25 protein-coding genes and 1 pseudogene are annotated in these 26482 nt (G+C 57.1%); 8 read left to right on the plus strand and 18 right to left on the minus strand.

Translation table 11 applies throughout. The annotated features are described in order from the left end of the window. On the minus strand, nt 1–634 hold a 634-nt coding region (locus ABI171_RS01595), incomplete at its 3' end, for a contractile injection system protein, VgrG/Pvc8 family (RefSeq protein WP_348090868.1). Between the two features lie 363 nt (nt 635–997). Here ABI171_RS01595 and ABI171_RS01600 point away from each other — a divergent pair. Together ABI171_RS01600 and ABI171_RS01605 are read left to right on the plus strand one after the other, a co-directional pair. Beyond that, nucleotides 998–1765, plus strand: coding sequence for a DUF6597 domain-containing transcriptional factor (locus ABI171_RS01600; protein ID WP_348090869.1), 768 nt, complete (start codon nt 998–1000; stop codon nt 1763–1765). Nucleotides 1766–1844: 79 nt separating this feature from the next. After that, on the plus strand, nt 1845–2210 hold the full coding sequence (locus ABI171_RS01605) for a VOC family protein (RefSeq protein WP_348090870.1): 366 nt from the start codon (nt 1845–1847) through the stop codon (nt 2208–2210). Nucleotides 2211–2702: 492 nt separating this feature from the next. Here the strand turns inward: ABI171_RS01605 and ABI171_RS01610 are convergent, their stop codons facing one another. Further along, nucleotides 2703–2951: a hypothetical protein gene (locus ABI171_RS01610; protein ID WP_348090871.1), complete on the minus strand. Its 249-nt coding sequence runs from the start codon at nt 2949–2951 to the stop codon at nt 2703–2705. A gap of 307 nt (nt 2952–3258) precedes the next feature. Between ABI171_RS01610 and ABI171_RS01615 the strand changes: the two genes are divergently transcribed. After that, the gene (locus tag ABI171_RS01615; protein ID WP_348090872.1) at nt 3259–3954 is read left to right on the plus strand and encodes an alpha/beta hydrolase; all 696 of its coding nucleotides are present in this window, start codon (nt 3259–3261) and stop codon (nt 3952–3954) included. 99 nt (nt 3955–4053) lie between these two features. On the opposite strand, the pseudogene ABI171_RS01620 reads toward ABI171_RS01615, so the two are convergent. From ABI171_RS01620 to ABI171_RS01670, 11 genes and pseudogenes are all read right to left on the minus strand, one after another. After that, nucleotides 4054–5634, minus strand: a pseudogene (locus ABI171_RS01620) (oleate hydratase); the annotation flags it as partial. 74 nt (nt 5635–5708) lie between these two features. Further along, nucleotides 5709–6746, minus strand: coding sequence for a zinc-dependent alcohol dehydrogenase family protein (locus tag ABI171_RS01625; RefSeq protein WP_348090873.1), 1038 nt, complete (start codon nt 6744–6746; stop codon nt 5709–5711). 60 nt (nt 6747–6806) lie between these two features. Continuing rightward, nucleotides 6807–7310 (minus strand): DUF1269 domain-containing protein, encoded by a 504-nt coding sequence (locus ABI171_RS01630; RefSeq protein WP_348090874.1) that lies wholly within the window; start codon nt 7308–7310, stop codon nt 6807–6809. 84 nt (nt 7311–7394) lie between these two features. Then, nucleotides 7395–8045: a BON domain-containing protein gene (locus ABI171_RS01635; protein WP_348090875.1), complete on the minus strand. Its 651-nt coding sequence runs from the start codon at nt 8043–8045 to the stop codon at nt 7395–7397. Between the two features lie 160 nt (nt 8046–8205). Continuing rightward, nucleotides 8206–8760, minus strand: coding sequence for a cytochrome b (locus ABI171_RS01640; protein ID WP_348090876.1), 555 nt, complete (start codon nt 8758–8760; stop codon nt 8206–8208). A gap of 24 nt (nt 8761–8784) precedes the next feature. Beyond that, entirely contained in the window at nt 8785–9480 is a 696-nt protein-coding gene (locus ABI171_RS01645) for a VIT family protein (RefSeq protein WP_348090877.1), read from the minus strand. 187 nt (nt 9481–9667) lie between these two features. Then, entirely contained in the window at nt 9668–10297 is a 630-nt protein-coding gene (locus ABI171_RS01650; protein WP_348090878.1) for a BON domain-containing protein, read from the minus strand. 204 nt (nt 10298–10501) lie between these two features. Further along, complete coding sequence (locus tag ABI171_RS01655; protein WP_348090949.1) at nt 10502–11176, minus strand: Crp/Fnr family transcriptional regulator; 675 nt, start codon at nt 11174–11176, stop codon at nt 10502–10504. A gap of 152 nt (nt 11177–11328) precedes the next feature. Next, a complete protein-coding gene (locus ABI171_RS01660; protein WP_348090879.1) occupies nt 11329–13776 on the minus strand; it encodes a phosphoketolase family protein in 2448 nt (815 codons plus the stop codon). A gap of 18 nt (nt 13777–13794) precedes the next feature. Then, nucleotides 13795–14991 carry an acetate/propionate family kinase gene (locus tag ABI171_RS01665; protein WP_348090880.1) on the minus strand — a complete coding sequence of 399 codons (1197 nt, stop codon included), beginning with the start codon at nt 14989–14991 and terminating at the stop codon, nt 13795–13797. Further along, nucleotides 14988–15515 carry a universal stress protein gene (locus tag ABI171_RS01670; protein WP_348090881.1) on the minus strand — a complete coding sequence of 176 codons (528 nt, stop codon included), beginning with the start codon at nt 15513–15515 and terminating at the stop codon, nt 14988–14990. Before ABI171_RS01670 ends, ABI171_RS01665 begins: the two co-directional genes overlap by 4 nt. Nucleotides 15516–16056: 541 nt before the next feature. On the opposite strand from ABI171_RS01670, the gene ABI171_RS01675 reads away from it, so the two are divergent. Further along, nucleotides 16057–16977 carry a VOC family protein gene (locus ABI171_RS01675; RefSeq protein ID WP_348090882.1) on the plus strand — a complete coding sequence of 307 codons (921 nt, stop codon included), beginning with the start codon at nt 16057–16059 and terminating at the stop codon, nt 16975–16977. Further along, nucleotides 16974–17312, plus strand: a complete 339-nt coding sequence (locus tag ABI171_RS01680; RefSeq protein ID WP_348090883.1) for a hypothetical protein — start codon at nt 16974–16976, stop codon at nt 17310–17312. Before ABI171_RS01675 ends, ABI171_RS01680 begins: the two co-directional genes overlap by 4 nt. Nucleotides 17313–17391: 79 nt before the next feature. On the opposite strand, the gene aspT is transcribed toward ABI171_RS01680, so the two are convergent. Both aspT and ABI171_RS01690 read right to left on the minus strand, forming a co-directional pair. Continuing rightward, nucleotides 17392–19080, minus strand: coding sequence for an aspartate-alanine antiporter (aspT, locus tag ABI171_RS01685; RefSeq protein ID WP_348090884.1), 1689 nt, complete (start codon nt 19078–19080; stop codon nt 17392–17394). Continuing rightward, nucleotides 19077–20507: a glutamate decarboxylase gene (locus ABI171_RS01690; protein WP_348090885.1), complete on the minus strand. Its 1431-nt coding sequence runs from the start codon at nt 20505–20507 to the stop codon at nt 19077–19079. Before ABI171_RS01690 ends, aspT begins: the two co-directional genes overlap by 4 nt. Nucleotides 20508–20816: 309 nt before the next feature. Here ABI171_RS01690 and ABI171_RS01695 point away from each other — a divergent pair, with 309 nt between their 5' ends. Continuing rightward, nucleotides 20817–21215 (plus strand): PRC-barrel domain-containing protein, encoded by a 399-nt coding sequence (locus tag ABI171_RS01695; RefSeq protein ID WP_348090886.1) that lies wholly within the window; start codon nt 20817–20819, stop codon nt 21213–21215. 25 nt (nt 21216–21240) lie between these two features. After that, the gene (locus ABI171_RS01700; protein WP_348090887.1) at nt 21241–21891 is read left to right on the plus strand and encodes a BON domain-containing protein; all 651 of its coding nucleotides are present in this window, start codon (nt 21241–21243) and stop codon (nt 21889–21891) included. 69 nt (nt 21892–21960) lie between these two features. On the opposite strand, the gene ABI171_RS01705 is transcribed toward ABI171_RS01700, so the two are convergent. Beyond that, nucleotides 21961–22644, minus strand: a complete 684-nt coding sequence (locus tag ABI171_RS01705; RefSeq protein ID WP_348090888.1) for a Crp/Fnr family transcriptional regulator — start codon at nt 22642–22644, stop codon at nt 21961–21963. A gap of 121 nt (nt 22645–22765) precedes the next feature. On the opposite strand from ABI171_RS01705, the gene ABI171_RS01710 reads away from it, so the two are divergent. Beyond that, nucleotides 22766–24427, plus strand: coding sequence for an acyl-CoA synthetase (locus ABI171_RS01710; protein WP_348090889.1), 1662 nt, complete (start codon nt 22766–22768; stop codon nt 24425–24427). Between the two features lie 3 nt (nt 24428–24430). Here ABI171_RS01710 and yjfF read toward each other — a convergent pair whose 3' ends face one another. Continuing rightward, nucleotides 24431–25432 (minus strand): galactofuranose ABC transporter, permease protein YjfF, encoded by a 1002-nt coding sequence (gene yjfF / locus ABI171_RS01715; protein ID WP_348090890.1) that lies wholly within the window; start codon nt 25430–25432, stop codon nt 24431–24433. Next, the gene (locus ABI171_RS01720) at nt 25429–26478 is read right to left on the minus strand and encodes an ABC transporter permease (RefSeq protein ID WP_348090950.1); all 1050 of its coding nucleotides are present in this window, start codon (nt 26476–26478) and stop codon (nt 25429–25431) included. The genes yjfF and ABI171_RS01720 overlap by 4 nt, the downstream gene beginning before the upstream one ends. Nucleotides 26479–26482 lie beyond the last annotated feature (4 nt).

Here is a 26482-nt window from a genome sequence, read left to right on the forward strand (position 1 = left end):
CAGATTTGCCATCTATCGCAGCGACATAGGTGGAGTCGTCCGACAGTTTTAACGTATGGCCTTTGGCGGTATGTTCATAGTGATAATGCCATCCCAAATCTTCCCAGCGTCGATGCAAAAAATTAGCCGGGGATTCGTTGAACATTATTCTTTCGGTGACGCTCGGGTCATCATGGTGTACCGCACAATCCCAGGTCGCGAGTGCGCCGTAATCGGCAAACACTTTCGCTGTCAATTCTTGCAGGGACAGTTGATGAAACACTTGGCTGTCCTTCCCCGCTTTGAGGTAGGCTAACCATGGCACGAGATGGGCTTCATAAAATGCAACCGCTCCATCTGTACGTTTCAATCTGAAGCTGTCGATGAACCCAGTGAAGTACCTGGGTGTGCCGTCACTGCGAATCAGCTCTACGCAGAGCTGCTTGCCCATCATGAGTTTTAAGGGGATGTGTGCGTCGTTGCTCAGTAATTCGACGGTGTAAGAAAAGTCCCGGCTTAGCGCCTCGCTGGCATCCAGGCGATTGATTAACAACTCGGCCTTCGGACCGTCCTTATTGATGAACGAGACACGCAAAATCCTATTGTGCTGACGGTCCTGGATCAAGCTCTGTAGTGTTTTTGCGGCGTCACTCATGCGATCTTTCAATAAGATATAAAAAATTACCCTGCGGAATTATATATACAGCTTTGTCTATTTGATACATTACACCGAAATCTGCATAACGAATTGCAAATTATTGTGTCATAGCATGATTGTCTAATCATTAATAATAACATTATTTAGACCGGCGCGGCGCAGTCATCCCCACTCCACGCCTGGCCGCTAAATGGGGCGCTTTCGACTCAAATTTTTAAAATAGATGCACATAGGGGGAACCCACCGTAGAAGGGCTAAAACATGTCGACGAATCGCGACGCAAAATGACGCACCTGGAGGGGGGAAACGGTTATGTCAGCTAAACTCGGAGAATTCCCAAACTATTAGCCATTGACTCCGATGATTTTCTACCAAGAATACGTTCCTAGCCAAGCTTTAAAGGCCTACGTTACCTGTTTGTGGACTTGTCACGTCAGCACGCTAACTGCTCCGTATTCACATCAGGTGTTGCCTGACAATGGCATCGATATTTTATGGCAAGACCAAAAGGACGCAAGCTTTGCCGTTGGTATGATGACCGCACCGATCAACGTCCCTTCGGTGGGCCTCGTGAAAACCTACGCTGTGCGATTCAAACCTGGTGCAGCGGGCTATTTTTTTGATTTACCCTTAGACGAATTGACGAATCAACGTGCAAACCTGCGCGAACTGTGGGGTCATGACTCCACCGAGCACATTGCAGATAATCTGTGGACACATCAGTTGTCGGACAGGGAGCGCCTAGATAGGCTGGAGCAGCACTTACTTCTCCGCTTACACACGAAACAAAAGAGGTCTACCTGGGACATTGTGGAAAGTGCAATCGCAGCCATCGAAAATTCAAATGGCTTACTCAAAGTGGAATCTCTAGCGCTTTCCCTCTGTGTATCACGTCAACATCTAGCGGCACAATTTCGCGCCCGTGTTGGCATCTCTCCCAAAGTATTTGCCAGAGTTTGCCGTTTCCGCAGTGCCGCACAGCAGATTAAGTCGGCTCGTCAGAAGCAGATTGACTGGTCGCAATTGGCGCTAGATCTTGGTTATTTCGACCAGTCCCATCTCATCCATGAATTCCAGGAATTTTCGGGCAGTTCGCCGGATGCCTTCGCTACCCGGTTTCATAGATAACATAGCTTCCATTTTTACAATCCGATTGCTGTGCATGATGGCATCATGAGAACTTCATCTATCTACAAGGAGAATAATCGTGATTCACGGACTTCGCACCGTCAAGTATCCAGTACCTGATCTTATGAGTGCCAAGGCATGGTTTAGCCAAGTGTTCGGATGCGCCCCGTATTTTGACGAGCCATTTTACGTTGGCTTCTCAATTGGCGGCTTTGAACTAGGGTTGGTTCCAGATGGCGAACCTGGAACTAACGGTTGCTCGGCGTATTGGGGGGTAGACAATCTCGACGATGAAGTAGTGCGCATCGTTGCTCTCGGCGCGACCATCCACGAACCGATCCAAGACGTTGGCGAGGCGATCCGTGTTGTGGAACTGAAGGATCCGTTCGGCAATCTGCTCGGTCTAATCGAAAATCCGCACTTTGATTCGAGCGTTGTGAGGTAGATATCAATTCCGACAGGTTGGGACGTCGCCTTTTGTCATAGCCAGATATTAACGTGGGCGAAATCTGGGTGAAAGTGCAGACCTATTGAGACTTTCCCAGACCGCACAGTTTTTGCAATTTCTATTATCTGCGCGGTCTGGTGCGGTCTGGGCTGGTGTGTATTGGTTGAGGCGGCGGGAATCGAACCGGCTACTACTGGAATCGAACCAGTGATGAGAAACTGAAAGTCGCCACCCTGTTTCAAACTCGCAACGGCTTTATTGTCCATCTGGCTTTAATAGCGACATTTTTTCATCTTTGTGAAGAACTTCCCATATTTTACGAACAAGATTCATAACCCATTGATTTTAATAGACTTCAATTTCCGGCCTCGGGCACCAATATCTAAAAGGCTCTCAGTTCTGAGAGCCTTTTTTTCATTATTTCCGCAAAATCGCTTTCATCGCTAGTACATACTCAACTGCCCTGCCGCGCCCCTATCCGCATGGGCCTCAGTCAGTTATTTCAAGCTGTTTTCGCAATGCTTCGTTGTTCAAAATATCCGCCAGATGGAGCTCTCGTCTTTTCGCGTGATACAAATGCTTATAGCAACGCCCCGTCGGAGAATGCGCCGGATTGTGGACGACGCGAACCTCCGAAATGGCGCTCCCATCCTCCAGCCACTCGATCATTCCATGCGCGTATTCCTCTATTGGTTTTTTACATTCGTCGCACAACAACGGCTGTCTCAGAAATTTCATAGTGCCTCCGCCTTATTGTGTATCACGCAGATTCGCGATTGTTATTTAACAATATATCAATCCCGCAATCAAACGTCCATCCGTATCTTTTCTTGAATTGCCGGGAGTAAAGCACGGCCATGCATTTACGGTTGACGCATATCCTGAGTACCGGCTTTCCTGACAAGGCCTCTCATCACATACACTCAAAATGCGAAGCCGGAGCAGCGTTGAGATTGGGCCGGAAGACCTTTTCAATGTCTCCCGACAAACCATCTTCTCAAGCAATTTTTCAACCAAATGATCTCAGATCAGAAGGAGTGTCCAAATGCCTAACAAACCAACCATCATTCTCGTACACGGTTTTTGGGGTGGCGCGGCGCATTGGAGCAAGGTCATCTCTCTATTGGATAAGAAGGGCTACAAATCCATTTACGCGGTGGAAAATCCGCTGACTTCACTGGCGGACGATGCCGAGCGCACCCGCAAGATGATTGCGCAGCAAAAGGGACCGGTGCTGCTGGTGGGGCACTCTTATGGCGGCGCAGTGATCACGGAAGCGGGTAATCAGCCTAACGTGGTCGGCCTGGTCTACATCGCCGCTTTTGCGCCTGACGCCGGGGAAAGTCCGGGCGATGTCGCCGGCGCCAATCCTTCGCCGGGCGCCGCCAACCTGACGGTGGATAGCGACGGCTATCTCTGGATCAAGCAGGACAAGTTCCACGAAAGCTTCTGCCAGGACCTGACTGCGGAAGAAGGCCTGGTGATGGCGATTACGCAGAAAGCGCCAATCGTCGGCACTTTCGGCGACAAGATTACGGTGCCGGCGTGGAAAAGCAAGCCATCCTGGTACCAGATCTCAAGCAATGACCACATGATTGCGCCGATCAGCCAGAAGATCATGTCCGACAAACTCGGCGCCAAGAAGATCATCACGCTGGCGTCCGGCCACGCATCTCTGGCGTCGATGCCGGAAGAAATTGCAAGCTTTATCGATGAAGCGGCACAAGCCGCGACGGCTTGAGGGAGCCACTGACAACCCTGCCATCCGCACGGTAATACATTTACACTTATGTCCCGCGGCGAAGTCGTCCAGGCAATTTCGCCGCGTGGCAACGCCGTACTACTTCAGCGATTTGAGCAACGCTTCGAATTGCACCCGGATAGACTGATCGTGTGCGCTAACGACCGGTATCCGGCGATCGATTTCCAGCAATTCATACACCGCCATCTGCGCCGCCCTCACCGAATATTCGACAGTAAACACCACATCATCGGCAATTTCGACGAGCTGGCTGACAAAAGCCAGGTTCTTCGATTCCTTAGGGACCGGCAACGGCCGGTCGCTGTGTTTGCGCGGCATGAACATGCTGGTGATGTAGGGCATTCTGCAGGGTATGCAGATCGCCGCTTCGACCGTCCCCAGGTCGAACCTGAGATGGCCGCACAACTCACGCAAGATATCTTCGCCATTGCATTCGCTCATCGGTTTGCTGACGTAATTGCCGATCCGATCGGGAAACAACGCATAGCCCCAGAACACTTGCACATCGGCCGGCTGGTGCTGGAAATGCGGCTGGTGCGGCAGCACCACGGACATCAGCCAGTTTGAATCCTTGAAGGTCACGAGCCCGCCGGTGCCGGGCTGGTTGCCGCTGAATCGAATCATTTGATCGAAGAAGGCGGAGTCTTTCAGCGTCACGGTAAACGACTCCCACCAGGACTGTGCAATACAGCTGTTGAACGCCGCCGGATTGCCGAATTCCGGCCGCCCGGCGGCCAGTTTTTCCCATAACGCCCAGCCGCCGCTGTCTGTCTTGCTCAGCTGCTGCGGTGCGCTCGTCATCGAACCCAGGCTGGAAGCGTCGGTCATCGAACCGTTCTGGAAGAAGACCAGATCATCATCCCCTACCCGGATGACTTCCTGTACTCCTTGCCGCCGGCAATGGATGGCTGTCACTGCGAATTTACCGGCCACCAGAGCGTGATCGAAATCTGTCACCGTGCAGTCCATGATGAAATTCACACCCTGCTCTTCAAGCCATCTGTGCAATGGCCGCACCAACGAATCGTATTGGTTATAGGCCGTGCGCTTGACGCCCGCCAAGGTGTCGATACGCGAAAATTCGAGCATGAAACGATGCAAGTAACGCTTGAATTCAACCGCGCTGTGCCAGGGCTGGAATGCAAAGGTGGTGGACCACATGGTCCAGAATTCCGTTTCAAAGAATGACGGCGACAACCAGTCGGTGATGCTGCCGGTGCCCAGCGTATCCTCTTCGGCATTGCTTAACTTGAGCAATTCGATCCGGTCTTGCATCGAGAAGCCCATCGAACTCACGGGAACCTTGGCGCGCCAGCGGTCAACCAGACGCGCCAGCGAGTGTGCGCGGTATTTCTCATTGAACTCGACGGTTTCGTCAAACACCGTTTTGTCCTTCGCATCCAAAGACGGGATGGACTTGAACAAATCCCAGGTGCATTCATAGTTATCGGTGGTGAACATGCGGCCGCCTCGCAACGAATAGCCGGCGGCTGGATCGCCGCCGCCGTCCAGGCTGCCGCCCAGCACAGAAGCTGCTTCCAGCACGCAGATATCCTTGCCCGGTATGCTGCCGTCTCGGATCATGAAGGCCGCCGCCGCGAGGGAGCCGATGCCGCCTCCCACCAGATAAGCTTTTATTGGATTACGCATGGTCGGTTGCGGGCGCTTTTTGCATGCATGCGCCCTCTTTCAGAGTCATTGTGTGGAAGAAAAACGATGCCATATCGCTTTGACTACACCTCGATAATCACTTTCAAGGACTTGGTTTCGGCGGCGTGGGCAAAGGTGTCATAAGCGTCAAGTATCTTATCCAGCTTGAAACGATGCGTGATGAGCCGCGTCGGATCGATTTTCTTCGACTGCACCGTTTTCAGCAGCATCGGCGTCGTGACCGTGTCCACCAGACGCGTGGTGATGGCGATGTTCTGCGACCAAAGCCGTTCGAGATGCAAATCGACTTTCTGTCCGTGCACTCCGATATTGGCGATGACGCCTCCTGCTGCAACCAGATCCTGGCACAGCAGAAAGGTAGCCGGTACGCCGACTGCTTCGATCGCCGTATCGACGCCGCGGCCACCGGTCAGCTGTTTGACGGCGTCGGCAGCCTTACCGTCGGCGCTGTTGATGGTATGCGTGGCGCCGAATTGGCGCGCTACCTGCAAACGGTTATCGTCAAGATCGATCATGATGATCTGCGCCGGCGAATACAGCTGGGCGGTCAGCAGCACCGCCAGCCCGATCGGTCCGGAACCGACAATCGCCACTGTCGAGCCCGGCTCGACTTTGCCGTTGAGTACGCCGCATTCGAAACCGGTGAGCAGAATGTCGCTCAGCATCACCAGCGCTTCCTCGTCGGCACCGGCCGGAATCGGGTAAAGGCTGGTGTCGGCATGCGGCGTCCGGACATACTCGGCCTGCGTACCATCGATCTCGTTGCCAAGGATCCAGCCACCGCTGGTGCAATGCGAAAACATGCCGCGCCGGCAGTACTCGCACTTGCCGCAGGATGAAATGCAGGAGATCAGCACACGGTCGCCTGGCTTGAAGGCGGTCACGCCCGCGCCTACCGAATCGACGATGCCGACGCCCTCATGGCCAAGAATGCGGCCGGGTGCGCAAGTGGCGACGTCGCCCTTGAGAATATGCAGATCAGTGCCGCAGATAGTGGTCTTCACCATTTTTACGATGGCGTCGCCTGCTTCCTTGATCTCTGGTTTCGGCCGGTCTTCGAGCGACTTCAGACCTGGTCCGCCATAAACAAATGCTTTCATCATTACTCCCGATTAAACGGGCTCGTGGCCGCCGCCAATCCGGCGCAGCCTAAGCCCGGATCAAGCCGTCGCCCACAAGGTGCGGGTAGCCATTACGGCGCGCGCTTGCGCCAATTCTTCGGCGCTGCCATGCACCATGAGAAGATATTTATCTGCTTTCAAGGCAGTTTCATACTTGATGACATCTTCCTTGCTGGCGCCAATCTGGCTCAACGCGGCCCCCAAGGCCGAAAAGCCGCCGACCACTACCGCTCCCTCAAGGGTGGCAATCAACTCGCTGACGACAGGTCCCGCCATGGCCATCAATCCCACGCCAGGCAAGAAAAATACCGCCGGGGCAAGCAGCAGACCCCAGATACCGCCCCAGAAGGCGCCGACGCCACCCCAGGTCTTGATGCGGTCGGCCACCGTATAGAAGCCTATCGGATGCTCTTCAGTGTGATATCCCTTGCCGATCAAGGACAGTTTTTTGACATCGAAATCGGCTCTGCGCAGCCACTGAATTGCCTGCTCCGCTTCAGAGTGGGTGTCAAAGACGTAAAACGGCGAATTTTCTATTTCCATGATGTTTCCAAGATAAATACAGGGATAGCTGAGATAGCTAAAACGCGTCCGGCGACGGCAGACGTGGCACTTGCAGCGAGGCGCTCAGGCAATCTTGATGTGGTCCACCACATTCCGCACACCAGGCGTGCCCCAGGCCGAATGGCGCGCCAGATCGCGCTCCGCAAAGCTATGGACGGTGCCGGTCAAGGTCACATTGGCTCCCTGGATTTCAACCGAGATTTTTTGCGCATCGATATGGGCGCGCCGCTTCAAGGCAGCTTCAATTTCCGATTTGACCGCGCTCAGCGATACTTTCGGCTTGATCACGATCTGGTTGCTGACGCCGGTAACGCCCATCAAATGACAGACCGCGCCGGTGGCTGCCTGCTTTTGGTATTCCCAGTCGACTTCGCCGGAGAGCGTGATCCAGCCTTTTTCCGCAACCACCTTGACCGCGTCTTCCGGCAAATAAGTCATCCATTGCAAGACATTCTCTGCCGAATGCGCGATATCGGAATCGTTGCGCTTGCTGGATCCAGGCAACGTCACATCGATTTCTATTGCCAGCGCTTTCAACCCGGAGACACGCTGGGCGGCACGCTCTGCATCCCACTTCTCTGCGTAGCTGCCGACATGGCCGGCCAGCGTTACAACGCCATCCTTGACTTCGACGCCAATCTGCGCGGCGTTGACCGAAGGCTCCCATTTCAGTTCGGCCAAGACATCCTGCTGCATTTGCATATCGGTTTTCATGTTCGGCTTTCAATCTGGTTAACGAAGATTGAGCATGCTCGCCGCCTGCATGGATTTCAGTTCGGTACGACACTTAGGGGAAATTTGAACAAACATCGGCTTTGCACGGACGAAAAAAAACGCGGCTGGCAACCGCGTTTCATGTTTCGACTTTCCGTTCTCAGGAAAACCACATACGCTGGAACAGGCCGTCCTTGTTGACGATCAAATGCTTCAGTGCAGCCAGGAAATGCAGTGAAATCAACACCACCAGCACCCACGCGCATACCGAGTGAATGCTGAAAAAAATCTCTGACAAATCATGATTTTGCGCCAACAACCTGGGCAACGGCAGTCCGAAAAAGACCAAGTCGTGCTTACTTGACAACGCGCCCGCAATGCCTACCATCAGCATGACTGCCATGGCGGCATACAGCAGCCAATGCAGCGCTTCCGACGCCTTTTTTTGCCATTCCGGAACTTGCTGCGGCAGAGCGGGCGGGCGGTGGGTAAAGCGCCAGACCAGTCGCAGCAGGACCAGCGCCACGATAAGCAGGCCGATCGATTTGTGCAGCTGGAACAGCCAACCGCTGTCAGGCTCGTCCTCGATCGACATCATGTACCAGCCGAGGCCAATCATGCCGATGATAAGAATGGCTACCATCCAATGCAGGAAAATTGCCGGAGATGTATAGCGCGGGCTCTTTTCCAGAGAATTCGAAGAAGCCAGGTTCATACTTTGCTTTCTATAGATTGTCGATTAACCTGCGACCCCGAACATCGTACCGATGCCAGCTGTCACAGCCATGGCCAGGGCACTCCAAAAGGTCACCCGCAATACGCTGGGCATTACCTTGGCGCTACCTGCCTTGGCGGCAAGCGTACCCAGGATTGCCAGCGACAGCAAGGCCGAAGCTGCCACCAGAGGAATCACGTTGTGCTGAGTCGACAACGCTACCGCAACCAGCGGTATGCCGGCTCCGGCAGCAAAACTGCAGGCAGACGACATGGCAGCCTGCAGCGGCTTGGCAGCACTGTGTTTTGAAATACCTAACTCATCCCGTGCGTGGGCGCCAATAGCGTCATGCGCCATCAGTTGCTGTGCAACCTGCATGGCGAGCGGTGCATCAAGGCCGCGCCGCATATAGATCGCCATCAGTTCACGCGTCTCGCCGGCGTAATCGGCGCTGAGCTCGGTCCGCTCTTCCGCCAACGATGCCGCCTCGGTATCCGCCTGAGAATAGACCGAGACATACTCCCCGGTCGCCATCGACATAGCTCCGGCAGTAAGCCCGGCAATGGCGGAAATCAAGACACTTCCATGCGTCGCATGCGACGCCGCAACGCCGATCACCAGGCTGGCTGTCGACACTATGCCGTCGTTCGCTCCCAACACTGCAGGCCGAAGCCAGCCCACATTGGCAATCCGGTGAGAAATTTTATTAGCTGTCGGCATGGCTTGGAAATGTCGTGTTTGCGAAAAATTCTTGTCATCTATGGATGCGTGGCGCATTCCTGCCTAGCGATACGGCAAGCGTACAACGCATTTGGCGATCAAGCGCATGGAGACGCTTGACCGCGGTTATTCTACTATTCTTCTACTATTTTCCAACCGGGTACCGCCCGGTTTTCAGGTTTGAACCTTACTTAGCAGCGACAGTGATCGCCGAGGTATCCACGCTCTTCACGCCTTTGACCTTTTCAGCAATATCCTTCACGTGATCGACTGCATCCTGGGTTGCCAACGCGCCGCCCAGAACCACCACGCCATGCTTGGTTTTCACGCTAACGTCAAAACCCTTGGTCACGCTGTTCGCCAGGATCTCGGACTTCACCTTGGTGGTGATCCAGCTATCGGAAACCACGCGCTTGGTCTTGGCGACGTCCTTGTCGACCTTGCTCGGCGCCATGCCGTTAGTCGACACAGTCAAGCTATTGTCGACGCTCTTGACGCCGTCCACCGCCTTGGCGGTCATTTCTGCCGCCGATTTGGCGCTGGCGCTGCCGGCAGTGCCGGTCAGCGTCACCACGCCATTAGTGGTCGTCACGCTGATGTCTGATTTTTCCAGGCCGTTGGTAGTCATCAGTTTTGCTTTCACCGTTGTGGTGATACCCGTATCTGTCACCGTAGCGGCGACGCCATCGCTGTGCGCTTGCGGCGCAGCAGCGTCGCTTGAGGCGGCCATCACCGCGCCGCTGGCGAGACTGGCGCCAAATGCAGCAACGATCAAGGCATTGCGAAGGGATTTTTTATAAAAAAATGGTGTATTCATAGAGTTTCTCCTGGTTGTCGTTAGCACGTAGCACGTAACACGACTGGCGTTACAAAAATATGCATCGGCGAGACCTGGCTGGCGAGAGAACGTTTCTGCCGTCCCCTGCTGTGCATGGCATATCGCTGAAGTCCGTAACCACAGTTTCCCGCAGGCTGTATCAGCTGTCAGTGCGTTATCACACATAGCGAACCATTTGCCGGCTCAGGTCGCCAACCTGGCGGGCAACAACCGCTGGCATTCGCGCTTGACCACGGCATAGCATTCGCAGCTGCGGTGCTCCAAGCCATGGCGGTCCAGCACCGAGATATGGCCGCGGGCATAACTGATCAATCCAGCCTGCCGCAGATTACGGGCGGCTTCGGTAACGCCCTCGCGGCGCACGCCCAGCATGTTGGCGATCAACTCCTGCGTGATCACCAGATCGTTGCCTTGCAGGCGATCGGCGGTTAACAGCAGCCATCGGCAGAGTTGCTGGTCCAGCGTGTGATGGCGGTTGCAGACCGCGGTTTGCGCCATCTGCGTGATCAGCGCCTGGGTATAACGCAACAGCAAATGCAATAACGGGCCGGCACGGTTGAACTCCTCCTTCATGATGTTGGCGCGCAGCCGATAACCAAGTCCGGCGCTTTGCACCACGGCCCGGCTCGGCGTCGACTCGCCGCCCATGAACAACGAAACGCCGACGATGCCTTCGTTGCCGACGCCGGCAATTTCAGCCGAAGCGCCGTTTTCCAGCAGGTACAGTAGCGAGACGATAGCCGTTGTCGGAAAATAGACATAATTCAAGGCGCTGCCCGATTCGTACAGCACTTGGCCGAGTGGCATTTCTACTGCTTCGAGGTGCGGCAGCCAGCGCTGCCAGACCTCTTCCGGCAAAGCTGCCAGTAAATGGTTTCTTCTGGGACTGTCGTGTTCCTGATGATGCGAAGCCGTTGCCGGATAATGTGCATCAAGGCACAGTTTGGCCAAACCGGCGTGTACAGCGGCACCGACGTCATGGAGGGTGCTGATAGTTCGAGTATCCATCATTATTCCGGGCGCGGCAGCTTGCCGCTTTGCGTGGTTGATTGCTGCGCCGACAGGTCCGTCGCCCCATTTTTCATATCATCGTGCGGCCACTTCCAGTTCCGGATTTCCGGCATATCTTCACCATATTGTTCAATATACTGTCTGTGCGCGAACAGCCTGTCGCGAATGAACTGCTTGGCGTAAGTAGCTTGCACCGCCAATTGCGGCAAACGGTCGACGACGTCGCCGAACAGATGGAAACGGTCCAGCTCATTGAGTACGACCATGTCGAATGGCGTGGTGGTCGTGCCCTCTTCCTTGTAACCGTGCACATGCAGGTTATTGTGATTTGTGCGGCGATAGGTCAGACGGTGAATCAAGGCCGGATAACCGTGATAGGCAAAAATGACCGGCTTGTCGACGGTGAACAGTTCATCGAAATCACGGTCATTCAAGCCATGCGGATGCTCGCTTTGCGGCTGCAGACGCATCAGGTCGACGACATTGATCACACGTACTTTCAAGGTTGGAAAATGCTGGCGCAGCAATGCCACGGCAGCCAGGGTTTCGAGCGTTGGTACGTCGCCGGCACATGCCATGACGACATCCGGCCGGCCACCTTTATCGTTGCTGGCCCATTCCCAGATGCCGATGCCGGCGGCGCAATGCTGGAGCGCCGCCGGCATGTCCAGCCATTGCATTTCCGGCTGTTTGCCGGCAACAATCACGTTGATGTAATTGCGGCTGCGCAGGCAATGGTCGGTTACCGACAGCAGCGTGTTGGCGTCGGGCGGCAGATAGACCCGGATGATCTCCGCTTTCTTGTTGATGACATGATCGATAAAACCGGGGTCCTGATGGCTCGCGCCATTGTGATCCTGCCGCCAGACGTGCGACGACAACAGATAATTCAGGGATGCGATCGGACGCCGCCAAGGAATATGATTCGCCGCCTTGAGCCACTTGGCATGCTGGTTGAACATCGAATCGACGATATGGATGAATGCTTCGTAGCAGGAAAAAAAACCGTGGCGACCAGTTAGCAGATAACCTTCCAGCCAGCCTTCGCACTGATGCTCGCTCAGCATCTCCATGACCCGGCCGTCGGCCGCCACGTGATCGTCAATCGCGATGATCTCCGCGGTAGAACAACGGTCGCTCACCTCGAACACATCGCCCCAGCGGTTCGAGGCCGTTTCATCGGGACTGAAGACACGGAAAATGTACGGATTGAGTTTCACGATGTCGCGGATGAATTCGCCCTGCACCCGGGTCGCCTCCGCCGTCATCGCGCCGGGCTGCGGCACCTCGACAGCGTATTCGCGGAAGTCGGGCAAGCGCAAGTCGCGCAACATCGTCCCGCCGTTGGCGTGCGGATTCGCGCCCATGCGGCGGTTGCCGGAGGGCGCCAGTTCCGCCAGTTCCGCAATCAGCTTGCCGTTCTTGTCGAACAGCTCTTCCGGATGATAACTTTTCATCCATTGTTCCAGCAGCGCCACGTGGCCGGCGCGGCGCATGTCGCCGATCGGCACCTGATGCGCACGGAAAGTACCTTCCACCGGCTTGCCGTCAACGGTCTTCGGACCGGTCCAGCCTTTAGGCGAACGCAGGATGATCATCGGCCAGCTCGGTCGCTGCTTGAAGCCGTTGGCGCGCGCGTCGCGCTGGATCTCTAGAATCCGGGCGATCGCGGTATCGAGTGTGGCAGCCATCAACTGGTGCATCTCGGCCGGATCCTCCCCTTCGACAAAATACGGCGTGTAGCCGTAGCCACGGAATAGCGATTCAAGCTCATCGTGGGGAATACGCGCCAGCACGGTTGGTCCGGCAATCTTGTAGCCATTCAAGTGCAGGATCGGCAGCACTGCGCCGTCGTATACCGGATTGAGAAATTTATTCGAATGCCAGCTGGTCGCCAGCGCGCCGGTTTCCGCCTCACCATCGCCCACCACGCAGGCAACCAGCAAATCGGGGTTATCAAACGCTGCGCCGAAAGCGTGGGACAGCGAATAGCCCAGCTCGCCGCCTTCATGAATCGAGCCCGGCGTCTGCGGCGCCACATGGCTGGGAATACCGCCCGGGAAAGAAAACTGCTTGAACAAGCGCTTCATGCCGCTTTCGTCTTGCGAAATATCAGGATACAGCTCGCTATAGCTGCCTTCCAGGTAGGTATTGGCTACCATGCCCGGACCGCCGTGGCCGGGGCCGGCGATATAGACGACGTTCAGGTCTTGCTGCTTGATGACGCGGTTCAGATGGACATAGATGAAATTCAGTCCCGGCGTGGTGCCCCAATGGCCCAACAGGCGTGGCTTGATATGCCCGAGCTGGAGCGGCAGTTTCAACAGCGGATTATCGTATAGATAAATCTGCCCGACCGAGAGATAGTTTGCCGCCTGCCAGTAGGCGTTCATCTTGCGCAACAGATCCGAGCTTAGCGGCTGCTCAGACAGCAGTGGTTCAGTCATTATCACAGGAACATCCTTTCAGGTATGCTGGCCTAAAACACGATATGCGTCCCGGGCGATCATCGATTCTTCGTCGGTCGGTATCACCCTTACCGAGACAGTGCTGGCCGGCGCTGAAATCAGTGCGGCATTTTCCAGGTTCTTGACTTCATCAATCTCGACGCCGATGAAGCCGAGACCGGCGCATATGCGGGAACGGATTTCTGCCGCGTTTTCGCCGATGCCACCGGCGAAGACCAGCGTATCAAGCCCTTCCAGGGCCCCCGCCAGCGCGCAAATCCATTTCCTGGCTTGATAGCAAAACAGCGCCACCGCTTCGGCAGCGCGCACGTCTTCCTCTTGATGCAGCAACAACTCGCGCATGTCTGAACTGGTTTCAGAGATACCCAGCAATCCGGCTTCGTGATTCACCATGTGGTGAAATTGGGAGGCAGTCATCTGTTCGGTGCGGGCCAGATACCATGCCATTCCGGGATCCAGGTCGCCGGACCGGCTGCCCATCGGCAGACCGCTGGCAGGCGTCAGCCCCATGCTGGTATCCACGCTGCTGCCTGCACGCACCGCCGTCACGCTGGCGCCATTGCCAAGGTGCGCAAGGAGCACCCGGCCTTGCGCCGCAGCGAGGCCTGCTTTTTGCTCCAGGGCTTTCATCAAATAAGCGCAAGACAGACCGTGAAAGCCGTAGCGGCGCGCGCCCTTGGCCTGGTAGCGGCTTGGAATCGGCAGCAACTGCGCCAGGCGTGGCATGTCGCGATGAAAAGCCGTGTCAAAACAGGCGATTTGCGGCAGATCCGGAAAACGGTGATGAAAAGCCTCCGCCAGCAAAATCTCTTCCGGCAGATGTTCGGGATCAAACTGGCTGAGCTGGCGCAAATCGGCGATCATTTCAGGCGTGATGCGCTGCGGCTGCCAGTATTTCGCTCCGCCATGCACGATCCGGTGCGCCACCGCGGCGAGGCTGCCGCCTTCAACCCGCTCAGTAATCCAGTCCATCAACAGCTTCACTGCGCTGGCGTGGTCGGGTACAACTACCTTGCGTGAAAAATTGTCGGCCTGGTGCCGGCCTTTGACGATGAAACTTCCCTGCGACAATCCCACCCCTTCAATCCGCCCCTCGAACAGTCGCGCCGACGGTTGGTCCGGTCCGAACAAGGCGAACTTGATGCTGGACGAACCACCGTTGATTGTCAGGATGTTTGATCTCGCAGGCTTCATGCATGGTCCGTTTCCAGCGGCGGTAAAGATTGCCCGGCTGTAGCGCTACAGCCTGCCGTCGCCACTGCTAATTCAGTTGAGCGAACCAGCAGCACCGGGCCTGTTGAAATGCGCACGAAATGCTCGGCTACGCTGCCCAGCAGCAAGCGGCGCATTCCGCGACGCCCGTGAGTGCCGAGTATGGTCAGGTCGGCGCCCCAGGCATCGGATTCAGCCTTGATTGCCTCTGGAATGTCGCCCCCCAGCTGCCGCAAATCGATCAGGCTGGTTTGCACATCGAAGCCCTGCGCGCGCAAGCGGATCTTGGCTTCCGCCAGCAATTTCCGGCCTTCTGCCAGCAAAGCCTCCCGCACCAGTCCGACGTCGTAGTATTCACCATAGAAACCGGGGAAACTGTTGATCGGATCTTCCACCACGTACATCACTCTTACCGTCGCACCTGGCGCTGCCACATTGGCCACCTCGGTCAGTACTTTGTCGGAAGTCGGACTGCCGTCGATGGCGAGTAGAATTTTCTTGTACATGGCGCTTCTCGAAAAAAAGACCGCGTGGGCATTTGACAACTATCAGGCATGCAAGCGATCAAATGCAGTGAATCAGATGCCGTCTGCGGCTATTGGCAATCTGCAAATCAAGTATATGGACAGGCTGGCGACCGGCAAGCGCCAATCCCGACAAGGTTGATGTAGATCAAATCCTGCGTACATAAAAAAATCCAGGGCGGCATAGCGTTGATTGCCAATTGCATTCTGGGCGCAAACTGGCGCTCTGTTAGTTCGCTAACGAACAGACGTGCACTTTACGAAAAGTGATATTTCAACAACGGAATTCCAGGATTCCATCGATCTGAGAATCGATTGAGGCAATACCGTTCACAAGCCGGACAGTGCTTCCGCCATACTTCGATCCTGGTGGCCTAGCGCACAGACAGCTATATCGATTATTCGTATCGTGTCCCTGTCCGCATCCAGTCTTCGACAAGGAGAAACTATGACACCCGACCTGGTTCCACGACGCCGCTCAAACTCGATTGCGTCAATTACCGCAAACCACGCAGGAGCGGGAATGATGCAATCCGCCCTGGCGCGGCATTTTTTGAGGAAGCGTTTGCTCGCCACGGTGCTCAGCATCGCCATCGTCGCGCCGCTGGCGGCCGCACCCCTGCAATTGCCGCCGGTGACGGTTCCTGCCAGCCAGGAGCATCATGTCGGCAAGCTGATATTTTTTGAACTCATCACGCCGGACCTGGCCGCCGCCAAACGCTTTTATGCCAACTTGTTCGGCTGGACGTTTCGCGATATCCACGCCGATGGCATTGAGTATGCCGAGGCGTCGCTGAATGGCCGTCCCGTCGCCGGCATGGTGCACAAAGAGCTGGCGCCGGGTAAGCAGCGGCAACCGATATGGCTGGGCTTTATCGCCGTGCGCGATGTCGACGGTGTAGAAAAAACAGCGGTACAACATGGTGGCAAAATATTGTTCGAGCCGCATAGCATTCCCGATCGTGGCCGCGAGGCTGTGCTGAGCGATCCGCAGGGAGCTGTGTTCGCCATCCTGGCCTCCAGCAGCGGCGACCCTCCCGATGTCCTGGCGGCGCCAGGAGAATGGATCTGGAGTTCGCTCCACGCCACGGATGCCGACACCGATGCGGCCTTCTATCAGTCGCTTTTCGATTACGAAGTATTTGACGCCTCCAGCGAGGCCGGCACCCAGCATCTGATGCTGGCGACCGACGATTTTGCCCGCGCCAGCGCCAATACCTTGCCGCCGAAACTGCCAAATGCCAGCCCTCATTGGCTGAACTATGTACGGGTCGACGACGTCGCCAAATCGACCGAGAAACTGGTAGCGCTTGGCGGCAGTGTATTGGTGGCGCCGCGTATCGATCGTCATGGCGGCAAGGTGGCAGTCGTCGCCGATCCTTCAGGGGCGCCGTTCGGCATGCTGGAATGGACCGAAGCTGACAATAAAGAGGTGGGCAAATGAGTTCCCTGACCTTACGCTTGCCAGTGGCCGCCCTGCTGATTGCGATATCTTGCAGTTGCGCCGTCGGCGATGGCGGCTATGGCTACGGCGGTGGCTACAACAGCGGTGTCGGCATCGGCGTTGACTACTATGAACCCTACGGCGGCAACTACGGTGGCTGGGGCCCAGGCTACAACGTCGGACCGTTCCGCGGCGGCGACCACCGTAACGACGGCTTCGGCAGGCGTAACGGGCAGCCGCCCCAACATGCGTTCAGGTCGGCGCCGGCATCGCATTCGATGCCATCGATTCCGTCGCGCGGCGGCGGTGGCCATGGCGGCGGTCATTCACGCTAGCCGTGATGGCAACAAGGCTGGCAGTTGCCAGCCTTGTTGCTTCCCCTTCAACGTCACACCGCTCCCCGCATATCTCCGCTCATCTGAGCAGCATCACAATCACCATCCCCCAGATCGTCAACAAGGTATTGCCGACTGCATAGGTAACGGTATAGCCCAGTGCCGGCACCTGGCTTTTGCCGACATCGCACACCATCCCCAATGCCGCCGTGGTTGTCCGTGCACCGGCGCAACAACCGAGCACCAGCGCCGGATGAAAGCGGAATACGTACTTGCCGATGTAGATCCCGAGTATCAACGGCACGGTGGTAGCGAAAATACCCCACAAGAACAGACTGATGCCCAGCTGCTGCAAACCCGCCACAAAGCCGGGGCCGGCGGAAATACCAATCACCGCAATGAACACGTTCAGACCGAGTGAATTCATGAACCATACCGTGGCAGGCGGAATCCGGCCGAAGGTCGGATGCACCGAACGCAGCCAGCCGCAGACCAGCCCGGCGATCAAAGCACCGCCGGCAGTGGACAAGGTCAGCGGCACCGAGCCGATGGTGAAAGTCAGCGCGCCAAACAAGGCGCCCACCGTGATGCCTGCCGCAATGAAGGCGACATCGGCGACCGTACTGGGCCGGTCGGCGTAACCCATGGCCTTGGCGGCGGCAGTGGTGTCCTGGACCCGGCCGGTGATGGTGAGTATGTCGCCGCGGTGCACCTGGGTCTGCGCCAGCACCGGAATATCGGTAGCCGTAGCGCCGCGCGTGATCTTGCGCAGGAATACGCCATGCGCCGCAACTTCATGCGCCAGGACCGCCAGGGTCTTGCCATCCACCTCGCGGCTGGTGACATACACATCGACGCCCTCCACCGGCATCGACAACAGTTCAACATCGTCGACCTCTTCCGCCGCATGCTCGATAACGTTGACCAGCACATCGCGCCGCCCTGCCACCGCCAGGATATCGCCCGGCTGGATGACAGTGGTGGCGCGCGCTTCTTCGATCTTGCCGGAGCGCCGCAAGCGTTCGATGAATACCTGCGCAGGACCCAGCAAGGCCTCGCCTTCCGCCGCCGTAAGGCCCGCCAGCTTGCTGCCGGCCGCCACTTTGAACGCACGCGTCTCATACTGGTGCCAGGCGCTGCCCTCGCCGCCGGCCGCCGGCGTACCGCCCATAGCCAACTCGTAAGCCTTGCATTCGGCCGCCAGGTCGACCCGCAGCAGACGCGGCCCCAGTATCGACAAGATCAGACCGGAGCCTACCGTACCGAAGATATAGGTGACTGCATACGCCACCGGAATCGCATTCAGCAAGGCTTGGGTCTTGGCCGGCGCCAGGCCGATCTGATTGATGGCGTCGGTGGCCAAGCCGATTGAGGCCGACAGCGTTTGCGAACCGGCGAACAGCCCGGCGGCATAACCGACGTCATAGGCGGCCAGGCGCGCCGCCAAGTAGGCAGCGCCCAGCGATAGCAGACACATCACGACTGCAAACAAGGCTTGCGGAATACCGTCCTTGGCGATGCCGCGGACAAACTGCGGTCCGACCCCGTAACCCACGGCGAACAAGAAAATCAGGAAGAAGATTGATTTGACATCGGGAGAAATGTGAATCCCCAGCTGCCCGATCACTACCGCGGCGATCAGTGTCGCCGTCACCGCGCCCAAGCTAAAACCTTTAAAGGTCTTGCCGCCGACATAGTAGCCGACCGCAAGCGCCAGCAAGATGGCGATTTCCGGGTGCGCCTGCAAGGTCGCCGTGATCCAGTTCATCGCGTGCTCGCTTTCTTCATCGGCTCGCCGCTATGGGTAAAGGTAGTGCCTTCTTCCGCGCTCTGCGGCCTGGTCGGCGGATGTTTCTGCAGATAGTCGATCGAACGCCGGGTATCTTCCATCAACATGTCGGCCATGTCGCGGCTAAAGCCATGCCGGATCAAGACCCGCATCACCACCACTTCAGTGATATTAGGCGGCATGGTGTAAGCGGCAACCTGCCAGCCGCGCACCCGTAGCCGGTCCGACAGGTCGAACAGTGAATAACCGGGCTGCGCGCCCTCTTTGATCACCCAGGAGATCGCTGGAATGCCTTTGCGGCTATCACCGTCAAAGAACAGTTCAAACGGACCCAGCTTGGAAATTTCACGGCCGATGTACCGGGCTGTGTCATAACCGCTTTCGACGATGCGCTGATAGCCGGTGCGGCCGAGCCGCAGGAACAAGTAATACTGCGAGATGATCTGGCCTGCCGGGCGCGAAAAATTCAAGGCAAAGGTTGGCATGTCGCCACCCAGATAATTGACGTTGAAGATCAGCTCTTCCGGCAGGTCGCTACGGTCGCGCCATACCACCCAGCCCACTCCCAGCGGCGCCAGTCCGTACTTGTGACCGGACGCATTGATCGAACGTACCCGTGGAATACGGAAATCCCACATCAGGTCCGGCTCGGAAAACGGTGCGGTAAAGCCGCCCGAAGCCGCATCCACATGCATCGGGATATCCAGCAGCTTGTCGCCCGCCAGCCGATCAAGCGCGGCGGCAATCTCGGCCACCGGTTCGTAGTGGCAGGTAAAGGTAACGCCGAAGGTCGGCATGACGCCGATGGTATTTTCATCCACTCTTTTCATGACCTCTTCCGGCGTCATTCCCAGGCGTCCGCGCTCAAGCGGAATCTCGCGCAGTTCGACATCGAAATAGCGGGCGAATTTATGCCAGCAAACCTGCACCGGACCGGTCACGATGTTGGGGCGGTCGGTCGGCTTGCCGGCGGCGCGCATGCGTTCACGCCATTTCCACTTCAACGCCAGGCCGCCCAGCATGCAGGCTTCACTCGAACCGGTGGTCGAACAGCCAATGGTGTCAGCGGCCTTGGGCGAATGCCAGAGATCCGCCAGGATATGCACGCAGCGGCTCTCCAGTTCTGCGGTGGCGGGATATTCATCCTTGTCGATCATGTTCTTGTCGAGCGACAGGTCCATCAGTTGGTGGACTTCCGGGTCGAGCCAGGTCTGGCAGAAAGTCGCCAGGTTTTGGCGCGCGTTGCCGTCCAGGAAAAGCTCGTCGCGCACCAGCGCGTAAGCCACATCCGGCCGCAACTCGCCTTCCGCCATGCGGTATTTCGGGACCGAGATATTGGCGGCCCGGGTGCCGTAGATATCTGCGTCTAGCGAAGGACGTGCGTCCTCTTGTCGATGAAGTGCCATGCACTGCTCCTGGTGATGCTGTTTGTGTGATTACGTGCGTTGCCGCTTTGGGTGGCTAGCTTTGGTTGCTACTGTGACCATGCGATCATGTGCAAACTCACGTGGCAAAGAATGTGCGCAGTCACGCCAGCCGTCTGTGGGGTGTCCCACTTAGTGAATTTTTAGCGCAGAAGCCGGCTGCGGCGCTTTCAGCCAGCCGACATTTTTGCACTGCGCGCATGTGTCCTAGCGAACAGACCGCGCCACTGCATGCGCACATGCTGACCGGAGCGGATGACATCACAACGGATTTTTTGATAAAGGCGCATCATGGATTATCACGATCGCGACATCTATGGCATGTACAAGAAGCCCCCCGGACACGGCGCCGGTCCCGGGTTGATGGGCGCGCATACGATAATCGGCAATGACGTCTGCAATCAGCATGGCAACGATCTGGGCGACATCACGGAAATCATGCTGAACATGCAAAGCGGAAAAATCGCCTATGCGGTGCTGTCGTTCGGCGGCTATTTCGGCGTGGGAGAAAAACTGTTTGCGGTGCCGTGGGAAGCGTTGACGCTGGATACTGAAAACCGGCGCTTCGTGCTGAAAGTCGACATGCAGCGCCTCAAACTTGCTCCCGGTTTCGACCGCCATCATTGGCCGGACATGGCTGACCCGGCCTGGGCAGAAGAAATTCACGCTTTCTACAGTGGCAATCATTGACAACTCACCCTATCAAAAGGCAACCATGAAGACCGATACAGTATTGCAGCAGGACGTCCTTGCAGAACTTGACTGGGAACCGTCGGTCAACTCGGCCCGCATCGGCGTTGAAGTCGAAGACGGGATCGTCACGCTGGCCGGCCATGTCAGAAGCTACTCGGAAAAATGGAGCGCCGAACGCGCCGCCAAACGCGTCATCGGCGTGAAGGGCCTGGCTGTCGAAATCGACGTCAATCTGCCCGGAACCAGCCAGCGTAATGATGTCGACATTGCACGCTCGGCAGAAAACATCTTGCAATGGATGGCGTATATGCCGAAAGATTTTGTGAAAGTGCAGGTGGAAGGCGGCTGGATCACGCTCTCGGGCGACGTCGCCTGGGATTACCAGCGCGAGGCGGCAGAAATCGCCGTGCACCATCTGCTGGGCGTTACCGGAGTCAGCAATCAGATCACGCTCAGGCCAAGGGTCGACCTGAGCGCGGTCGAAGCCGATATCGAAACTGCATTGAAACGGCGCGCCAAGGCTGACGCGCCAGACATCACCGTAGAAATCAATGGCACGGATGTGATCCTGAGCGGCACCGTCCACAGCCTGGCGGAGCGCGATCTGGCCAAGCATTCCGCCTGGAGCACTCCCGGTGTGCGCAATGTGACGAACAACATCGTGATCGCCTAAGCTTGCCTAGCTGTCCGTTCAGCACTCTGACATGGTTATCTGCTGTCCGGATGGCTGGCTGGCGGACAATCATAGTTCCGATAAGCCGTAATTACGCAAACTGGACAAATCGACAACCCGAATCGATTGATAGGAAATGCTGATCAGCTGCAAATCGGCCAGGTGGCGCAGCGCCTGGTTCACGCGCTGGCGCGATATACCTGTGAGCAAACCGATTTCTTCCTGCGACAACTCGAGCACCGCCGAAGTACGCGGATACAGCATCGGATGGAACAGCTGTGCGATGGCTTGCGCCACCTGGGCATCGACGCCCAGCAGTCGCTCGTTCTGGATCATCGCGATAAACTGGCCCATGCGCTCATTCAGCTGACGAATCACGAAGGCGGTAAAGGGCAGGCTTTCAGCCAATAACACGTGAAAAATCTCCGCCGGCACCAGCATGACATCGGATTCTCTTACCGCAATCACGTCATACCTGCGCAATTCGCACTTGATGACGCTGCCTTCGCCGCACCAGCCACCTTCCGGCACCCCGGAAAACGTCGCGCCGCGGCCTTCGACGCTATACACCGCGAGCTTGATCAAGCCACTGTGGACGCCGATCCAATATTGCGACGGCTGCCCGCGATGCGCAATGAACGCGCCGGCGCCGAAACGCTGCAATACCGCACCGGACTGCACCAGCGACTGATGGGCAGGCGAAAGCGCGGCAAACCAGTCATGCATCGCCAATTGGCCGGCACTGATGCTCATCTGAATAATCTCCAATAGCTGTCATCGAAACGACAAACCGATCTTCTTGCAAGTGATAGGCTAGACCAAATACATCCCGATGCATACGGGAGCATGTTCATTTCCTCAGGAGACACGCATCATGACGGTTGACTACGATTACGGACTTGGCAAGAATGCCGCCAATTTTGCGCCACTAAGTCCGATTGACTATATCGCGCGCGCCGCCGAAGTATACGGCAATCGCCTGGCGATCGTGCATGGACCTCTGCGCCAGAACTGGCGCGACACCTATCAGCGCGCCTGCCGACTGGCCAGCGGCTTGCGCAAGCTAGGCGTAGAAAACGGCGATACCGTGGCGGTCATGTTGCCAAATACGCCTGCCATGGTGGAAGCGCATTTCGGCGTGCCAATGGCAGGTGCGGTGCTGAACGCCCTGAATATCCGGCTCGACCTGGCGTCGCTGGCGTTCATGCTGCGCCATGGCGAAGCCAAGGTACTACTGGCCGATAGCGAATTCGCCGATGCGGCGCGGCAGCTGGCGCGACAGATTCCCGGTCTGTATGTAGTGGCGGTCAACGACCTCCTCGGCCCGGACGATCCGGCATTCGGTAATACTGATTATGAAAGCCTGCTGGCCGGCGGCGACCCCGGCTTCCAGTGGCAACTCCCCGGCGACGAATGGAACGCGATCGCCCTCAACTACACGTCCGGCACCACCGGCGATCCCAAAGGCGTGGTGTATCACCATCGCGGCGCCGCACTGAACGCTATCTCGAACATCCTCGAATGGGACTTGCCCAAACACGCCGTCTATCTCTGGACTTTGCCGATGTTCCATTGCAACGGCTGGTGCTTTCCATGGACGATTGCAGCGCGCGCCGGCGTCAATGTCTGTCTGCGCAAGTTCGAGCCGAAATTGGTGTTCGACCTGATCCGGGAACACAGGATCACCCATTATTGCGCCGCGCCGATTGTCCACGCCGCACTGGCCAACGCCCCTGAAAGCTGGCGTCAAGGAATACAAGACAAGGTGCGCGGCATGGTTGCCGGCGCCCCGCCGCCACCGGCGGTGCTGACAAAAATGGAGGCCATGGGCTTCGACCTGGTGCACGTCTATGGACTGACTGAAGTGTACGGGCCGGCCTCGGTCTGCGCGGAACAGGAAGAATGGAGCGCGCTGGCGCCGGATGAGCGCGCCTACCGAAAATCGCATCAGGGAGTGCGCTATCACTTGCAAAACGCAATTGCGGTGCTGAATCCGGAAACCATGCAGCCGGTCGCGGCCGATGGCGAAGAGATCGGCGAAATCATGTTCCGCGGCAATATCTGCATGAAAGGCTACCTGAAAAATCCGCAGGCGACGCACGAGGCCTTTGCCGGCGGCTGGTTCCACACCGGTGACCTTGGGGTGATCGATGCCAACGGCTACATCAAGCTCAAGGATCGCAGCAAGGACATCATCATTTCCGGCGGCGAAAATATCTCCAGCGTCGAAGTCGAAGATGCGTTGTACCGGCATCCCGATGTGCTGGCCGCAGCCGTGGTGGCCAAACCGGATGAAAAATGGGGCGAAACGCCATGCGCCTTTGTCGAGCTGAAAGACGGCAGCACGCTCACCGAAGAAGCCTTGATCGCCTTCTGCAAAACGATCCTGGCCGGCTTCAAGACGCCTAAGGCAATCTATTTCGGACCACTGCCGAAAACCTCGACCGGCAAGATCCAGAAATTTGAATTGCGCAAGCGGATGCGTTCAAGCTCGGCGATTGATGAGAGCAACAGGCAAGATGGCTCTGCTGGCTGACGGTCAGCCAGCCGCTGCGGCTGGCGCGGACCCGCTCTTGAGCGCGCCCAGCGACAACAAGCGTTGTGCCATGCAAAAGATAAACAGCAGCACGCCGATAACGATCTTGGTCCACCACGAACTCAGCGTGCCGTCGAATGCAATCAAGGTCTGGATCAGACCGAGGATCAGCACGCCGGTCAGAGTCCCGGCGACGTAACCGTAGCCTCCCGTCAGCAAGGTGCCGCCGATTACCACTGCCGCAATCGCATCCAGCTCGGTGCCCTGCGCGTGCAAGCCGTAACCTGACAGCATGTAGAAAGAGAACAGGACCCCTGCCAGCGCGGCGCAAAAGCCGCTGAATGCATATACCATCACCTTGGTGCGGCCGACCGGCAAGCCCATCAGCAACGCCGATTGCTCATTGCCGCCGACGGCGTAGACAGCGCGCCCGAAGCGGGTGTAGTGCGCAAGATAGATCGCCAGCGCCAGCATCATCACAGCGATTACCACACTGGGCGAGACGAACGCGCCGAAGATCCCTATCCTCGCTTGCGACAGCGTCACATACAAAGGCTGGTCGATGGTGATGGAATTGATGCTGATCAGGTAGCACAGTCCGCGCGCCAGGAACATGCCGGCCAAAGTGACGATGAACGCCTGCAGCTTGAAAAAATGAATCAGCGCGCCCATCGCTGCGCCGAAGCCGCTGCCGATCAATAGCACACAGGCTATCACCAGCAACGGCGGCCAGTGCCAGGATTGCAGCAGATAAGCGGAGACCATGGTGGTCAGCGCCAGCACCGAACCAACCGAGAGATCGATGCCGCCGGACAGGATCACGAAGGTCATACCGATCGCAATCACTAGCAGGAAGGCGTTATCGATCAGCAGGTTGAGCACCACCTGCAAGGAGAAAAAGCCGGTATAAGCGATGGAGCCGAGGCCGAACATGATGACCAGCAAAGCGACGGTCACCAGCGATGTGAAATACGGAGAGGCCAGCAAGGAGCGCAATGTTTTCATGATTTTTTTCCACCCAGGGATCGGGCCTTGGATGCGCCTCCAGACAAGCGCGGCATCAAGTGACGGAATTCCTTCGATTGCGACAGGCAAACCGCAAACACCACCACCGCTTTCACCACCATATTGACTTCCGGCGGCACGCCCATCGAATAAATCGTATAGGTCAGCGCCTGGATGATCAGGGCGCCAATCACGCTGCCGACCAGACTGAACTTGCCGCCGCCTAAAGAGGTGCCGCCCAAGGTCACCGCCAGGATCGCGTCCAGCTCCATCAGCAGGCCGGCGTTATTGGCGTCCGCGCTTTTGATGTTGGAACTGATCATCAGCCCGGCAACGCCGGCGCAGGCGCTGCAAAACATGTACACGAAAAAAATCAGCGCTGCGGTGCGGATGCCGGCCAGCCGCGATGCCACCGGATTGATGCCGACCGCCTGGATGAACAGACCCAATGCGGTCTTGCGCATGAGAACCGCGACCACCACAAAGACCCCGATGGCGATAAACAGGGAAAATGGCAAGCCGAACAGATAGCCGCTGCCGAGGTAAAAGAATGGCTTGTAATACACGGTGATGATCTGGCCATCGGTCAGTAACTGCGCCAGCCCGCGGCCGCCGACCATCAGGATCAAGGTGGCGATAATCGGCTGCAAGCCGAGCGTAGCGACCAGGAAGCCGTTCCAGATACCGCACAAGGTGGCCGCGCCGAGCGCTGCCGCGATCGCCCACACCATCGGGATGCGGCTGACATATTCCGGCACACCGCCGTGCATCTGCATGGTGCCGCCAATCAGCAAGGCGGCAACGGTGCCGGAAATCGCCACCACCGCACCGACCGAGATATCGATGCCGCGCGTGGCGATCACCAGAGTCATGCCGAGCGCGGTCAAGATCAAGGGCGCGGCGCGGTTGACGATATCGATCAGGCTGCCGTAGAGATGTCCGGCTTTCCACTCCAACCGGAAAAAGCCGGGGATCATGAAAAAATCCACCGCCAGCAACAGCGCCAGGGCGGCCAATGGCCGAAACAACGGGTGCCGTAAAAGCATCAAT

The sequence above is a fragment of the Collimonas sp. genome, from assembly GCF_039923675.1.
Lineage (GTDB): Bacteria > Pseudomonadota > Gammaproteobacteria > Burkholderiales > Burkholderiaceae_D > Collimonas.

What these genes read in the sequence shown, in the direction of transcription:
- ABI171_RS01600 (WP_348090869.1), top strand. Translation starts at nt 998, where the DNA reads ATGATTTTCTACCAAGAATACGTTCCTAGCCAAGCTTTAAAGGCCTAC.
- ABI171_RS01610 (WP_348090871.1), bottom strand. Translation starts at nt 2,951, where the DNA reads ATGAAATTTCTGAGACAGCCGTTGTTGTGCGACGAATGTAAAAAACCA.
- ABI171_RS01615 (WP_348090872.1), top strand. Translation starts at nt 3,259, where the DNA reads ATGCCTAACAAACCAACCATCATTCTCGTACACGGTTTTTGGGGTGGC.
- ABI171_RS01625 (WP_348090873.1), bottom strand. Translation starts at nt 6,746, where the DNA reads ATGAAAGCATTTGTTTATGGCGGACCAGGTCTGAAGTCGCTCGAAGAC.
- ABI171_RS01630 (WP_348090874.1), bottom strand. Translation starts at nt 7,310, where the DNA reads ATGGAAATAGAAAATTCGCCGTTTTACGTCTTTGACACCCACTCTGAA.
- ABI171_RS01635 (WP_348090875.1), bottom strand. Translation starts at nt 8,045, where the DNA reads ATGAAAACCGATATGCAAATGCAGCAGGATGTCTTGGCCGAACTGAAA.
- ABI171_RS01640 (WP_348090876.1), bottom strand. Translation starts at nt 8,760, where the DNA reads ATGAACCTGGCTTCTTCGAATTCTCTGGAAAAGAGCCCGCGCTATACA.
- ABI171_RS01645 (WP_348090877.1), bottom strand. Translation starts at nt 9,480, where the DNA reads ATGCCGACAGCTAATAAAATTTCTCACCGGATTGCCAATGTGGGCTGG.
- ABI171_RS01650 (WP_348090878.1), bottom strand. Translation starts at nt 10,297, where the DNA reads ATGAATACACCATTTTTTTATAAAAAATCCCTTCGCAATGCCTTGATC.
- ABI171_RS01660 (WP_348090879.1), bottom strand. Translation starts at nt 13,776, where the DNA reads ATGACTGAACCACTGCTGTCTGAGCAGCCGCTAAGCTCGGATCTGTTG.
- ABI171_RS01665 (WP_348090880.1), bottom strand. Translation starts at nt 14,991, where the DNA reads ATGAAGCCTGCGAGATCAAACATCCTGACAATCAACGGTGGTTCGTCC.
- ABI171_RS01670 (WP_348090881.1), bottom strand. Translation starts at nt 15,515, where the DNA reads ATGTACAAGAAAATTCTACTCGCCATCGACGGCAGTCCGACTTCCGAC.
- ABI171_RS01675 (WP_348090882.1), top strand. Translation starts at nt 16,057, where the DNA reads ATGATGCAATCCGCCCTGGCGCGGCATTTTTTGAGGAAGCGTTTGCTC.
- ABI171_RS01680 (WP_348090883.1), top strand. Translation starts at nt 16,974, where the DNA reads ATGAGTTCCCTGACCTTACGCTTGCCAGTGGCCGCCCTGCTGATTGCG.
- aspT (WP_348090884.1), bottom strand. Translation starts at nt 19,080, where the DNA reads ATGAACTGGATCACGGCGACCTTGCAGGCGCACCCGGAAATCGCCATC.
- ABI171_RS01690 (WP_348090885.1), bottom strand. Translation starts at nt 20,507, where the DNA reads ATGGCACTTCATCGACAAGAGGACGCACGTCCTTCGCTAGACGCAGAT.
- ABI171_RS01695 (WP_348090886.1), top strand. Translation starts at nt 20,817, where the DNA reads ATGGATTATCACGATCGCGACATCTATGGCATGTACAAGAAGCCCCCC.
- ABI171_RS01700 (WP_348090887.1), top strand. Translation starts at nt 21,241, where the DNA reads ATGAAGACCGATACAGTATTGCAGCAGGACGTCCTTGCAGAACTTGAC.
- ABI171_RS01705 (WP_348090888.1), bottom strand. Translation starts at nt 22,644, where the DNA reads ATGAGCATCAGTGCCGGCCAATTGGCGATGCATGACTGGTTTGCCGCG.
- ABI171_RS01710 (WP_348090889.1), top strand. Translation starts at nt 22,766, where the DNA reads ATGACGGTTGACTACGATTACGGACTTGGCAAGAATGCCGCCAATTTT.
- yjfF (WP_348090890.1), bottom strand. Translation starts at nt 25,432, where the DNA reads ATGAAAACATTGCGCTCCTTGCTGGCCTCTCCGTATTTCACATCGCTG.
- ABI171_RS01720 (WP_348090950.1), bottom strand. Translation starts at nt 26,478, where the DNA reads ATGCTTTTACGGCACCCGTTGTTTCGGCCATTGGCCGCCCTGGCGCTG.